Raw genomic sequence first — 13,874 nt, 5'->3', positions numbered from 1 at the left:
CACGTGACTGTCACCCTCGCGCTCGACATCGGCGGCACCAAGATCGCCGTCGGGCTGGTGGATCACGACGGGCGTTTGGTCCATCGGGCCCAGCTGCCGACCCCGGACGGTGACGCCGAGACCGTGTGGGCCGTCGTGGAGAAACTGCTCCGCGAGACCATGCAGGCCGCAGGCACGGCCGCGACGGGCGTCGGCGTCGCCTCCGCCGGGCCGATCGATCTGCCCACCGGCACCGTCAGCCCGATCAATATCACGCAGTGGCAACACTTCCCGATCGTCGAGCGGGTGGCTCACGTCACCGGCCTGCCGGTACGGCTCGGCGGCGACGGGCTGTGCATGGCGCTCGGCGAGCAATGGTGCGGCGCAGGCCGGGGTGCACAGTTCCTGCTCGGCATGGTGGTGTCGACCGGAGTCGGTGGTGGACTCGTACTCGACGGCGCGCCGTATGACGGCCGGACCGGCAACGCCGGACATGTCGGCCACGTCGTCGTCGCTCCCGACGACGGCGACCCCTGTACGTGCGGCGGGCACGGCTGCGTCGAGACCATCGCCTCCGGGCCGAGCATGGTGCGGTGGGCCAGGCGCCATGGGTGGGACGGAACCGACGCCAAGGCGCTCGGCGATGCGGCGGCTCAGGGAGATGAGTGGGCGCTCAAAGCATTTGGGCGCGGCGCGCGTGCCGTGGCGGCGACGATCGCCTCGGTGGGCGCGGTGTGCGACCTGGACCTGGTGGTGATCGGCGGGGGAGTGGCCAAGTCGGGGCCGTTGCTGTTGGACCCGCTGCGGGCAGCGCTGGCCGACTATGCCGGGCTGGAATTCCTGCGCGGGCTGCGCGTGGTGCCTGCCGAACTGGGCGGGGACGCCGGCCTGGTCGGCGCGGCGGCTCTGGTCCGCGGCTGACTGCGCTTCTTGGTCTCCCGCTCGGTCCGCTGAATCTCCATGTGGGTGCGGCCCCAATCGCACAGCGCCGCCAGCACCGGCGCCAGGGTCATGCCGTACTCGGAGATCGAATAGTGCACGCACGGCGGCACCGTGCCCGCGTCGTGGCGATCGATGATCCCGGCGTCGACCAGATCGTGCAGGTGCCGGATGAGCATGCGCTCGGTGATGTCGGGAATGCTGCGGCGCAGTTCGGCGGTGCGCATCGGCCCGTCGGCCAGCCGCCACAGGATGGTGCCCTTCCAGCGGCCGTCGATGACCGACAGCGTCGCGTCGATCGGGCACTCGCCGACCTCCTTCTTGGAAACCGCCATCGTCCCGGACCTCCGTATGCTGACTAATTTGTCAGTACCTTGTTTTTTGTCAGCGTACTGACCAGGCTCGATGATGTGAAGGAAATCGTGCAGATGCTCGCCATCATCGTCACCGGCCCGCTGCTCGGCGTCGAGTTCGGCGTCGCCGCATTCACCAACCCGATCCTGCAGCGGCTGCCCGACGCCGCCTACCGACAGGCGCGCAGCACCGGCGCGCGGATCCTCGGGGCGGCGATGCCGTTCTGGTATCTGATATCGGTGGCCCTGATGATCGCGGCCGCGGTGTTGCGTCCCGGGCCGTTGCTCATCACGCCGGTCGTGCTGATGGTGCTGGTTATCCTGCTGACCCTCACCACGCTGGTGCCGATCAACAACCGCGTGGCGGCGGGATTCGGCGGCGACGGGGACGGTGGCGCGGATTCCGGGCAGTTCCACGAACTGGTCAACCGCTGGGACCGCCTGCATTGGGTCAGGGTCGGACTGTTGGCAGCCGCATTCGTCTGCCTGGTGCTGGCCGGCGCGCGCTGACGGGCCGCGAGCGTGCGCATACTGCTGGTTGATGACGGCGTGGCGGGGGACAGACACGCACTCAGTGTCAATGTGGTGATTGCCGCTGTTGCGGTGGTTGGGTTCTTTCCACCTGGTGTCTGGCTCAAACACGCACTGCCATCCGTCTGGGTTGGCATTCGAGCATTCTGCCGACATCAGGTGGGAAGGACCGACCGGCGTGACTTGATAGGAGCGTGGCACCGCCCCCACTGAGATGTGTCCGCCGGCCGGCCCAACCTTCACTCATCCACCTCTTGATGAAAGAAGGCACTGTCCATGGTGATTGTTGGCACCGACGTACACAAGCGCACCCACACCTTCGTCGCAGTCAACGAGGCCGGCGCCAAACTAGGTGAAAAAGTCGTCCCCGCGACCACCGCCGGGCACCACACGGCGTTGCAGTGGGCGCGCAGCCAGTTCGGCCAAGACCTGCTCTGGGGCGTCGAAGATTGCCGCAATCTCTCGGCCCGCCTCGAGCGCGACTTACTCTCAGCGGGCCAACGGGTGGTCCGGGTAGCGCCCAAACTGATGGCCCAGACCCGAGCCTGCGCCCGCACCCGCGGCAAGTCCGATCCGATCGACGCTCTGGCCGTCGCACACGCAGTGCTGCGGTATCCCGATCTGCCCGTCGCCGCCCACGACGAGGTGTCACGGGAGTTGAAACTACTGGTGGATCGCCGCGAAGACCTTGTGGCTCAACGGACCTCAACAATCAACCGACTGCTGGGACGAATCCATGAACTCGACCCCGCCCGCACCCCCAAACGCGGTGCCCTGGACCGGGCCAAGACCCGTGCCGAGCTGGGCAACTGGCTCGACACCCTGCACGGACTGCTCGCCGAGCTGGCCCGCGATGAACTCGACGACATCACCCGCCTGACCGACACCGTCAACGCCCTCGCCGCTCGAATCGGCCAGCACGTCCACGATGTCGCCCCCGAACTGCTGGCCCTTCAAGGCTGCGGTGAATTGACCGCGGCCAAACTCGTCGGCGAAACCGCCGGCGTAAAGCGGTTCAAAAACGAGGCGGCTTTCGCCCGCCACAGCGGCACCGCCCCCATCCCCGTGTGGTCGGGCAACACCGCCGGACGCGTCCGCCTCACACGCTCAGGCAACCGCCAACTCAATGCCGCCCTCTACCGCATCGCCCTCACCCAGATCCGCATCGCCAACAGCCCCGGACAGCTCTACTACCGCAAACGCCTCGCCCACGGCGACTCATCAACCGAAGCCCTCCGCTGCCTCAAACGCCGCCTCGCCCGCACCGTCTACCACCGACTCCACACCGACGAACAAACCCGCCTCAACGACCCACACCCAGCCGCCGCTTGACATAGGAGCAATGCTCGCGGTGCTGAAGGCGCCCGTTTTGGCTGATTGGTAGGTGTTCGGCTACTCTGGTCGGGTTCCACCGAAGACCGTCGGTCACCGATGAGCGTTCGCGCCAATCGGTTGAAGGTCCGGGAAATGTCCCGGCGGCCCACGCAGGAGGACGAGGCTAGACCAGTTTCGTGCTGGATATCTCTGCGCCCCGACCTGTCTGCGTCGGGGCGTTCGTCATTTCACGGCCCCAAGTTGGTGGAGCGCCCGATACCCACCACAAGGAGGCATGCATGGCCAAGGCTGACAAAGCCACGGCGGTTGCCGACATTGCTGAGCAGTTCAAGGCGTCGACGGCCACCGTCGTCACCGAGTACCGCGGGCTGACTGTGGCGAACCTGGCTGAGCTGCGTCGTTCCCTCGGCGACTCCGCCTCGTACACCGTCGCCAAGAACACTCTGGTGAAGCGCGCCGCGTCCGAAGCAGGCATTGAAGGTCTCGACGAGCTGTTCGCCGGTCCCACGGCGATCGCGTTCGTCAAGGGTGAGCCGGTTGACGCCGCCAAGGCGATCAAGAGGTTCGCCAAGGACAACAAGGCGCTCATCATCAAGGGCGGCTACATGGACGGCAAGGCGCTGTCCGTGGCCGAGGTCGAGAAGATCGCCGACCTCGAGTCGCGCGAGGTTCTGCTCGCCAAGCTGGCAGGTGCCATGAAGGGCAACCTGTCGAAGGCCGCCGGCCTGTTCAACGCGCCCGCTTCTCAGGTTGCCCGCCTCGCCGCGGCGCTGCAGGAAAAGAAGGCTGCCGAGGAAGCCGCGTAGCAGCCGCTTCGCTTGAACTGCTGCTCAATCGCAACCGCACAATCCACCCAACATCTGTAAGAAAAATCAGGAAGGACCATAAACATGGCCAAGCTGTCCACCGACGAACTGCTCGACGCGTTCAAGGAAATGACCCTGCTGGAGCTCTCTGAGTTCGTGAAGCAGTTCGAAGAGGTCTTCGAGGTCACCGCTGCCGCTCCGGTCGCCGTTGCCGCCGCCCCCGCTGCCGGTGGCGCTGCCGCCGAGGCCGGCGAGGAGCAGTCGGAGTTCGACGTCATCCTCGAGGGTGCCGGCGACAAGAAGATCGGCGTGATCAAGGTCGTGCGCGAGATCGTCTCCGGCCTGGGCCTGAAGGAAGCCAAGGATCTGGTCGACGGCGCTCCCAAGCCGCTGCTGGAGAAGGTCTCCAAGGAGGCCGCCGAGGACGCCAAGGGCAAGCTCGAGGCTGCCGGCGCCACCGTCACCGTCAAGTAGTCCGAAACCGGACCGCAAGAACCCCCGAATCCCCACGGATTCGGGGGTTCTTTGCTTGTATGGGCGGATTGGTTCGGCCAGGGCCTGGGTACTCCCGGATATTGGGAGACATGCATGTGTGGTCCGTGCTGCGTGCGCTATGGTGACTCAAGCCACAGGCCGCAGCAGGTGGCGGGGTGAGCCGTAGGCGGAAGGATCTTTATGGGCGTCCAGATCGATGTGACGGGGCTGAGCAAATCTTTCGGATCGTCAAAGATTTGGGAAGACGTCACGATGTCGATTCCCGCTGGCGAGGTCAGCGTGCTCCTGGGCCCGTCGGGTACCGGTAAGTCGGTGTTCCTGAAGTCCCTGATCGGTCTGCTGCGCCCCGAGCGCGGCTCCATCGTCATCGACGGCACGAACATCCTCGAGTGCTCGGCCAAGGAGCTCTACGAGATCCGCACCCTGTTCGGTGTGCTGTTCCAGGACGGCGCGCTGTTCGGCTCGATGAACATCTATGACAACACCGCCTTCCCGTTGCGCGAGCACACGAAGAAGAGCGAGAGCGAAATCCGCAACATCGTCATGGAGAAGCTCGACCTGGTCGGTATGCCGAATGACGGCCACAAGTTCCCCGGCGAGATCTCCGGCGGTATGCGCAAGCGTGCCGGCCTGGCCCGCGCCCTGGTGCTCGACCCGCAGATCATCCTGTGCGACGAGCCGGACTCCGGTCTGGACCCGGTCCGTACCGCCTACCTGAGCCAGCTGCTGATCGACATCAACGCGCAGATCGACGCCACGGTGCTGATCGTGACGCACAACATCAACATCGCCCGTACCGTGCCCGACAACATCGGCATGCTGTTCCGCAAGCAGCTGGTCATGTTCGGCCCCCGCGAGGTGCTGCTGACCAGCGAAGAGCCCGTCGTCAAGCAGTTCCTCAACGGTCGCCGCATCGGTCCGATCGGTATGTCCGAGGAGAAGGACGAGGCCACCGCGGCAGCCGAGCAGGCCATGCTGGACGCCGGTCAGCATGACGGCGGCGTGGAGGAGATCGAAGGCGTGCCGCCGCAGCTCACCGCGACACCCGGGATGCCCGAGCGCAAGGGTGTGGGCCGGCGTCAGGCCAGGGTCCGCGAGATCCTGCACACCCTGCCGCCTGCCGCGCAGGCCGCGATCCTGGACGACCTCGAAGGCACGCACAGGCTGCCGGTGCACGAGTTCGGCGACGAGCCCACCACGCGCCACCACCGCGCGGTCGAGGACGATGCGCCGACCGGCGCCATCGAGGTACCTCACCAGAGCTGAGTTTGGATGAATCAGGCCGGGCCCCATGGGTCCGGCCTGATTCATGTCGCGGTCTGGGGCGGGTTCGGCAGTTGTTCCCTCAGGGCAGTTCGCTCATTTCGGCGCGGTGTGAGTCGTGCCGTGGCCACCGCTCGGCCGGGCGTTTGCGGGAGCTGCAGTTGCGGGGAGAGTTCGCCGCACCGAACCGCGCGTCACCTCTTGACGGACGGCCACGGACAGGCCAATCTGTTGGGCAGCATGTGTGACGGGTTTAGGGACGCCAGCCAGCGCCGGGTTACCCGTTTCATACAGTGGATGTGTGGTGGTTGAGGAATGCGCCGTTCTGCGCTATTGTTGGACGTTGCGCTGGCTGCATCCTGCCCATCTCACCTGACCTGCACATAGTGTTCTAGCCTGAGCATTGCTCAGCACCTAGTCCTTAGTGCCGTGCGTATGGGGTTCTGGACGAGCTGAAGTAGGAAACAGCCAGCCGAACCGACGCAGAATCGCGGCTCAGAAGGACGGCCCTCGGTGGTCTTTTCAAAAGTCGCATGAGGTGCTGGAAGGATGCATCTTGGCAGTCTCTAGCCAGAGCACAGCGAACGCTAACACCAATAACTCCGTCCCAGGAGCACCAAACCGAGTTTCCTTTGCCAAGCTCCGCGAACCGCTTGAGGTTCCGGGGCTGCTCGACGTTCAGACGGATTCTTTCGACTGGCTCGTGGGTTCGGACGAATGGCGGCAGAAGGCCGTCGATCGCGGTGAGACCGACCCCAAGGGCGGCCTCGAAGAGGTGCTCGAAGAGCTCTCCCCGATCGAGGATTTCTCGGGCTCGATGTCGCTGAGCTTCTCCGACCCGCGCTTCGACGAAGTCAAGGCGCCGGTTGACGAGTGCAAAGACAAGGACATGACGTACGCGGCCCCGCTGTTCGTCACGGCCGAGTTCATCAACAACAACACCGGTGAGATCAAGAGCCAGACGGTCTTCATGGGTGATTTCCCGATGATGACCGAGAAGGGCACCTTCATCATCAACGGCACCGAGCGTGTCGTGGTGAGCCAGCTCGTGCGTTCTCCCGGTGTGTACTTCGACGAGAGCATCGACAAGTCCACCGAGAAGACGCTGCACAGCGTCAAGGTGATCCCCGGCCGCGGTGCGTGGCTGGAGTTCGACGTCGACAAGCGCGACACCGTCGGTGTGCGTATCGACCGCAAGCGCCGCCAGCCGGTCACCGTGCTGCTCAAGGCGCTGGGTTGGACCAACGAGCAGATCACCGAGCGCTTCGGCTTCTCCGAGATCATGATGGGCACCCTGGAGAAGGACAGCACCGCCGGTCCCGACGAGGCGCTGCTGGACATCTACCGCAAGCTGCGTCCGGGCGAGCCGCCGACCAAGGAGTCCGCGCAGACCCTGCTGGAGAACCTGTTCTTCAAGGAGAAGCGCTACGACCTGGCCCGCGTCGGCCGCTACAAGGTCAACAAGAAGCTGGGCCTGAACGCCGGCCAGCCGATCACGTCGTCGACCCTCACCGAGGAAGACGTCGTCGCCACCATCGAGTACCTGGTGCGTCTGCACGAGGGCCAGACCACGATGACCGTCCCCGGCGGCGTCGAGGTCCCGGTCGAGGTGGACGACATCGACCACTTCGGTAACCGTCGTCTGCGCACCGTGGGTGAGCTGATCCAGAACCAGATCCGGGTCGGCCTGTCCCGCATGGAGCGCGTCGTGCGTGAGCGCATGACCACCCAGGACGTCGAGGCGATCACGCCGCAGACCCTGATCAACATCCGTCCCGTCGTGGCGGCGATCAAGGAATTCTTCGGCACCAGCCAGCTGTCGCAGTTCATGGACCAGAACAACCCGCTGTCGGGTCTGACCCACAAGCGCCGCCTGTCGGCGCTGGGCCCCGGCGGTCTGTCCCGTGAGCGTGCCGGCCTTGAGGTCCGCGACGTGCACGCCAGCCACTACGGCCGCATGTGTCCGATCGAGACCCCTGAGGGTCCGAACATCGGTCTGATCGGTTCGCTGTCGGTGTACGCCCGGGTCAACCCGTTCGGCTTCATCGAGACGCCGTACCGCAAGGTCATCGACGGTGTGGTCAGCGACCAGATCGACTACCTGACCGCCGACGAGGAGGACCGCCACGTCGTGGCGCAGGCCAACTCGCCGATCGACAACGACGGTCGCTTCACCGAGGACCGCGTGATGGTGCGCCGTAAGGGCGGCGAGGTCGAGAACGTGGCCCCGTCCGACGTCGACTACATGGATGTCTCGCCGCGCCAGATGGTGTCGGTCGCGACCGCCATGATCCCGTTCCTCGAGCACGACGACGCCAACCGCGCCCTGATGGGTGCCAACATGCAGCGCCAGGCGGTTCCGCTGGTGCGCAGCGAGGCCCCGCTGGTCGGTACCGGCATGGAGTTGCGTGCCGCGATCGACGCGGGCGATGTCGTCGTCTCGGAGAAGGCGGGCGTCGTCGAGGAGGTCTCGGCCGACTACATCACCGTGATGGCCGACGACGGCTCCCGGCACACCTACCGGATGCGCAAGTTCGCCCGGTCCAACCACGGCACCTGCGCCAACCAGCGTCCGATCGTGGACGCCGGACAGCGTGTCGAGGCCGGCCAGGTCGTCGCCGACGGTCCGTGCACCGAGAACGGTGAGATGGCCCTTGGCAAGAACCTGCTCGTGGCGATCATGCCGTGGGAGGGCCACAACTACGAGGACGCGATCATCCTCTCGAACCGCCTGGTCGAAGAGGACGTGCTCACCTCGATTCACATCGAAGAGCACGAGATCGATGCCCGCGACACCAAGCTGGGCGCCGAGGAGATCACCCGGGACATCCCGAACGTCTCCGATGAGGTGCTGGCCGATCTCGACGAGCGCGGCATCGTCCGCATCGGCGCCGAGGTCCGCGACGGCGACATCCTGGTCGGCAAGGTCACCCCGAAGGGTGAGACCGAGCTGACCCCTGAGGAGCGCCTGCTGCGTGCCATCTTCGGTGAGAAGGCCCGCGAGGTTCGCGACACGTCGCTGAAGGTGCCCCACGGTGAGTCCGGCAAGGTCATCGGCATCCGCGTGTTCTCCCGCGAGGACGACGACGAGCTGCCTGCCGGCGTCAACGAGCTGGTCCGCGTCTACGTGGCCCAGAAGCGCAAGATCTCCGACGGCGACAAGCTCGCCGGACGCCACGGCAACAAGGGCGTCATCGGCAAGATCCTGCCCGTCGAGGACATGCCGTTCCTGCCCGATGGCACCCCGGTGGACATCATCCTGAACACCCACGGTGTGCCGCGTCGTATGAACATCGGCCAGATCCTGGAAACCCACCTCGGGTGGGTGGCCAAGGCCGGCTGGAATATCGACGTCGCCGCGGGAACCCCGGAATGGGCGTCCAAGCTGCCCGAGCAGCTGTACTCGGCTCCGGTCGACAGCATCGTGAGCACCCCGGTGTTCGACGGTGCCCGCGAAGAGGAGCTGGCCGGTCTGCTGGGCTCGACGCTGCCCAACCGTGACGGCGACGTCATGGTGGACAGCGACGGCAAGGCGACGCTGTTCGACGGCCGCAGTGGCGAACCGTTCCCGTACCCGGTGACGGTCGGCTACATGTACATGCTGAAGCTGCACCACCTGGTGGACGACAAGATCCACGCCCGCTCCACCGGCCCGTACTCGATGATCACCCAGCAGCCGCTGGGCGGTAAGGCGCAGTTCGGTGGCCAGCGATTCGGTGAGATGGAATGTTGGGCCATGCAGGCCTACGGCGCCGCCTACACCCTGCAGGAGCTGCTGACCATCAAGTCCGACGACACCGTCGGCCGGGTCAAGGTGTACGAGGCGATCGTCAAGGGCGAGAACATCCCCGAACCCGGTATCCCGGAGTCGTTCAAGGTGTTGCTCAAGGAGCTGCAGTCGCTGTGCCTCAATGTCGAGGTGCTCTCCAGCGACGGCGCTGCGATCGAGATGCGTGACGGTGACGACGAGGACCTGGAGCGCGCTGCCGCGAACCTGGGAATCAACCTGTCGCGCAACGAGTCCGCTTCAGTCGAAGACCTCGCCTGATCTCGCCCAGTAGTCAAGTTTCAACACCCGCAAGGGGAAAGGGAGTTACGTGCTAGACGTCAACTTCTTCGATGAACTCCGCATCGGCCTGGCCACTGCGGACGACATCCGCAACTGGTCGTTCGGCGAGGTCAAGAAGCCGGAGACCATCAACTACCGCACCTTGAAGCCGGAGAAGGACGGCCTGTTCTGCGAGAAGATCTTCGGACCGACTCGCGACTGGGAGTGCTACTGCGGCAAGTACAAGCGCGTCCGGTTCAAGGGCATCATCTGTGAGCGCTGCGGCGTCGAGGTGACCCGTGCCAAGGTGCGCCGTGAGCGGATGGGCCACATCGAGCTGGCCGCACCCGTCACGCACATCTGGTACTTCAAGGGTGTTCCGTCCCGGTTGGGCTACCTGCTCGACCTGGCCCCGAAGGATCTGGAAAAGATCATCTACTTCGCGGCCTACGTGATCACCTCTGTCGACGACGAGATGCGCCACAACGAGCTGTCGACGCTCGAGGCCGAGATGGCCGTCGAGCGCAAGGCCGTCGAGGATCAGCGCGACTCCGACCTGGAGGCCCGGGCCCAGAAGCTCGAGGCCGACCTGGCCGAGCTCGAAGCCGAGGGCGCCAAGTCCGACGTGCGCCGCAAGGTGCGCGACGGCGGCGAGCGTGAGATGCGTCAGCTCCGTGACCGGGCCCAGCGTGAGCTGGACCGGCTCGACGAGATCTGGACCACCTTCACCAAGCTGGCTCCCAAGCAGCTCATCGTCGATGAGGTGCTGTACCGCGAGCTGCAGGACCGCTACGGCGAGTACTTCACCGGTGCCATGGGCGCGGAGTCGATCAAGAAGCTCATCGAGAACTTCGACATCGAGGCCGAGGCCGAGAACCTGCGCGAGACCATCCGCAGCGGCAAGGGTCAGAAGAAGCTGCGCGCGCTCAAGCGTCTGAAGGTCGTCGCGGCCTTCCAGCAGTCGGGTAACTCCCCGCTGGGCATGGTGCTCGACGCCGTCCCGGTGATCCCGCCGGAGCTGCGTCCGATGGTTCAGCTCGACGGTGGCCGTTTCGCCACCTCCGACCTGAACGACCTGTACCGCCGCGTGATCAACCGCAACAACCGGCTCAAGCGACTGATCGACCTCGGTGCGCCCGAGATCATCGTCAACAACGAGAAGCGCATGCTTCAGGAGTCGGTGGACGCGCTGTTCGACAACGGCCGTCGTGGCCGTCCGGTCACCGGGCCGGGCAACCGTCCGCTCAAGTCGCTGTCCGATCTGCTCAAGGGCAAGCAGGGCCGCTTCCGTCAGAACCTGCTCGGTAAGCGCGTCGACTACTCGGGCCGTTCGGTCATCGTGGTCGGCCCGCAGCTCAAGCTGCACCAGTGCGGTCTGCCGAAGCTGATGGCTCTTGAGCTGTTCAAGCCGTTCGTGATGAAGCGTCTGGTCGACCTGAACCACGCGCAGAACATCAAGAGCGCCAAGCGCATGGTGGAGCGTCAGCGTCCCCAGGTGTGGGATGTCCTCGAAGAGGTCATCGCCGAGCACCCGGTGCTGCTGAACCGTGCACCTACGCTGCACCGCCTGGGTATCCAGGCCTTCGAGCCGCAGCTGGTGGAAGGCAAGGCCATCCAGCTGCACCCGCTGGTGTGTGAGGCGTTCAACGCCGACTTCGACGGTGACCAGATGGCCGTGCACCTGCCGCTGTCGGCAGAGGCCCAGGCCGAGGCTCGCATCCTGATGCTGTCGTCGAACAACATCCTGTCGCCCGCGTCGGGTAAGCCGCTGGCCATGCCGCGTCTGGACATGGTGACCGGTCTGTACTTCCTGACCACCGAGGTGGCCGGCGATGTCGGCGAGTATGTGCCCGCCGGCAAGGATTCGCCGGAGCAGGGTGTGTACAGCTCGCCGGCCGAGGCCATCATGGCGCTGGACCGCGGTGCCCTGTCGGTGCGCGCCAAGATCAAGGTGCGGCTGACCGATGCGCGTCCGCCGGCCAACGTCGAGGCCGAGCTGTTCGAGAACGGCTGGAAGCCGGGCGATGCCTGGACCGCGGACACCACGCTGGGCCGGGTGCTCTTCAACGAGCTGCTGCCCAAGGGCTACCCGTTCGTCAACGAGCAGATGCACAAGAAGGTCCAGGCCCGGATCATCAACGATCTGGCCGAGCGCTTCCCGATGATCGTGGTGGCGCAGACCGTCGACAAGCTCAAGGACGCCGGCTTCCACTGGGCCACCCGTTCGGGTGTCACGGTCTCGATGGCCGACGTGCTGGTGCCGCCGCAGAAGCAGGAGATCCTGGAGCGGCACGAGGCCGAGGCCGAGGCGATCGAGCGCAAGTACCAGCGCGGCGCGCTGAACCACAACGAGCGCAACGAGTCCCTGGTCAAGATCTGGCAGGACGCCACCGAAGAGGTGGGTAAGGCGCTGGAGGAGTACTACCCGGCCGACAACCCGATCATCACGATCGTGAAGTCCGGCGCCACGGGTAACCTCACCCAGACCCGCACCCTGGCAGGCATGAAGGGTCTGGTGACCAACCCGAAGGGTGAGTTCATCCCGCGCCCGATCAAGTCCTCGTTCCGTGAGGGCCTGACGGTGCTGGAGTACTTCATCAACACCCACGGTGCTCGTAAGGGTCTGGCCGACACCGCGCTTCGTACCGCCGACTCGGGTTACCTGACCCGTCGTCTGGTGGACGTGTCGCAGGACGTCATCGTTCGCGAGAACGACTGTGAGACCGAGCGCGGCATCATCGTCACGCTGGCCGAGCGCGCTGCGGACGGTTCGCTGATCCGCGATGCGCACGTCGAGACCTCGGCGTTCGCCCGGACCCTGGCCACCGATGCGGTCGACGCCGACGGCAACGTCGTCATCGAGCGCGGCCATGACCTGGGTGACCCGGCCATCGACGCGCTGCTGGCTGCCGGCATCTCGCAGGTGAAGGTCCGCTCCGTGCTGACCTGCGCCTCGGCCGCCGGTGTGTGTGCCAAGTGCTACGGCCGTTCGATGGCCACCGGCAAGCTGGTCGACATCGGCGAGGCCGTCGGTATCGTCGCCGCGCAGTCCATCGGTGAGCCCGGTACCCAGCTGACGATGCGTACCTTCCACCAGGGTGGTGTTACCGGTGGCGCCGACATCGTCGGTGGTCTGCCCCGTGTGCAGGAGCTGTTCGAGGCTCGTATCCCGCGGAACAAGGCGCCCATCGCCGACGTCGCGGGCCGGGTCCGGCTGGAGGAGAGCGACAAGTTCTTCAAGATCACCATCGTTCCCGACGACGGTGGCGAGGAAGTTGTCTACGACAAGCTCTCCAAGCGTCAGCGCCTGCGCGTGATCACCCACGAGGACGGCTCCGAAGGCGTGCTGTCCGACGGTGACCACGTCGAGGTCGGCGACCAGCTGATGGAAGGCTCCGCGGATCCGCACGAGGTGCTGCGTGTCCAGGGCCCCCGCGAGGTGCAGATCCACCTCGTCAAGGAGGTCCAGGAGGTCTACCGGGCCCAGGGTGTGTCGATCCACGACAAGCACATCGAGGTCATCGTCCGGCAGATGCTGCGTCGCGTCACGATCATCGATTCGGGTGCGACGGAGTTCCTGCCCGGCTCGCTGACCGAGCGTGCCGAGTTCGAGACCGAGAACCGTCGCGTCGTGGCCGAGGGTGGCGAGCCCGCGGCCGGACGTCCGGTGCTGATGGGTATCACCAAGGCATCGCTGGCCACGGATTCGTGGCTGTCGGCGGCGTCGTTCCAGGAGACCACTCGCGTGCTCACCGATGCGGCGATCAACTGCCGCAGCGACAAGCTGCAGGGTCTGAAGGAGAACGTGATCATCGGCAAGCTGATCCCGGCCGGTACCGGCATCGCCCGTTACCGCGACATCCAGGTGCAGCCGACCGAAGAGGCCCGCGCTGCGGCGTACACGATCCCGTCCTACGAGGATCAGTACTACAGCCCGGACTTCGGCCAGGCCACCGGTGCTGCGGTGCCGCTGGACGATTACGGATACTCGGACTACCGGTAACCGTTTCTGCGCGAGCAGACGCGAAAACCCCCAAAATCCCCGGATTTTGGGGGTTTTCGCGTCTCTTGGGCAGGGTTATCCACAGCCCCGCCAGTCGGGGGTTCCGCGGGGTGCATCGGCCC

9 protein-coding genes are annotated in these 13,874 nt (G+C 65.6%); 8 read left to right on the top strand and 1 reads right to left on the bottom strand.

Annotation, left to right across the window (positions count from 1 at the left end; genetic code table 11):
* Positions 1-3: 3 nt before the first annotated feature.
* A complete protein-coding gene (locus tag G6N57_RS31200; protein ID WP_077742260.1) occupies positions 4-900 on the top strand; it encodes an ROK family protein in 897 nt (298 codons plus the stop codon).
* On the opposite strand, the gene G6N57_RS31195 is transcribed toward G6N57_RS31200, so the two are convergent.
* Positions 801-1,253, bottom strand: coding sequence for a winged helix-turn-helix transcriptional regulator (locus G6N57_RS31195; RefSeq protein WP_077742258.1), 453 nt, complete (start codon positions 1,251-1,253; stop codon positions 801-803). The genes G6N57_RS31200 and G6N57_RS31195 overlap by 100 nt on opposite strands.
* A 75-nt stretch (positions 1,254-1,328) precedes the next feature.
* Between G6N57_RS31195 and G6N57_RS31190 the strand changes: the two genes are divergently transcribed.
* The 7 genes from G6N57_RS31190 to G6N57_RS31160 all read left to right on the top strand — a co-directional run bounded on the left by G6N57_RS31190 (position 1,329) and on the right by G6N57_RS31160 (position 13,752).
* The gene (locus G6N57_RS31190) at positions 1,329-1,781 is read left to right on the top strand and encodes an anthrone oxygenase family protein (protein ID WP_234815766.1); all 453 of its coding nucleotides are present in this window, start codon (positions 1,329-1,331) and stop codon (positions 1,779-1,781) included.
* A gap of 297 nt (positions 1,782-2,078) precedes the next feature.
* On the top strand, positions 2,079-3,134 hold the full coding sequence (locus G6N57_RS31185) for an IS110 family RNA-guided transposase (RefSeq protein ID WP_077741413.1): 1,056 nt from the start codon (positions 2,079-2,081) through the stop codon (positions 3,132-3,134).
* A gap of 281 nt (positions 3,135-3,415) precedes the next feature.
* Positions 3,416-3,943 (top strand): 50S ribosomal protein L10, encoded by a 528-nt coding sequence (gene rplJ, locus G6N57_RS31180; RefSeq protein WP_077742256.1) that lies wholly within the window; start codon positions 3,416-3,418, stop codon positions 3,941-3,943.
* 84 nt (positions 3,944-4,027) lie between these two features.
* A complete protein-coding gene (rplL, locus tag G6N57_RS31175) occupies positions 4,028-4,417 on the top strand; it encodes a 50S ribosomal protein L7/L12 (RefSeq protein WP_036441406.1) in 390 nt (129 codons plus the stop codon).
* A 201-nt stretch (positions 4,418-4,618) separates the two neighbouring features.
* On the top strand, positions 4,619-5,704 hold the full coding sequence (locus G6N57_RS31170) for an ABC transporter ATP-binding protein (protein WP_077742254.1): 1,086 nt from the start codon (positions 4,619-4,621) through the stop codon (positions 5,702-5,704).
* Positions 5,705-6,239: 535 nt separating this feature from the next.
* The gene (gene rpoB, locus G6N57_RS31165) at positions 6,240-9,749 is read left to right on the top strand and encodes a DNA-directed RNA polymerase subunit beta (RefSeq protein WP_036441400.1); all 3,510 of its coding nucleotides are present in this window, start codon (positions 6,240-6,242) and stop codon (positions 9,747-9,749) included.
* A gap of 49 nt (positions 9,750-9,798) precedes the next feature.
* Positions 9,799-13,752 carry a DNA-directed RNA polymerase subunit beta' gene (locus tag G6N57_RS31160; protein WP_077742252.1) on the top strand — a complete coding sequence of 1,318 codons (3,954 nt, stop codon included), beginning with the start codon at positions 9,799-9,801 and terminating at the stop codon, positions 13,750-13,752.
* Positions 13,753-13,874 lie beyond the last annotated feature (122 nt).

The organism is Mycolicibacterium boenickei (assembly GCF_010731295.1).
Classification (GTDB): domain Bacteria; phylum Actinomycetota; class Actinomycetes; order Mycobacteriales; family Mycobacteriaceae; genus Mycobacterium; species Mycobacterium boenickei.
The sequence above is the reverse complement of the archived record's forward strand: the minus strand, read 5'-3'. Positions and strand labels throughout refer to the sequence as shown.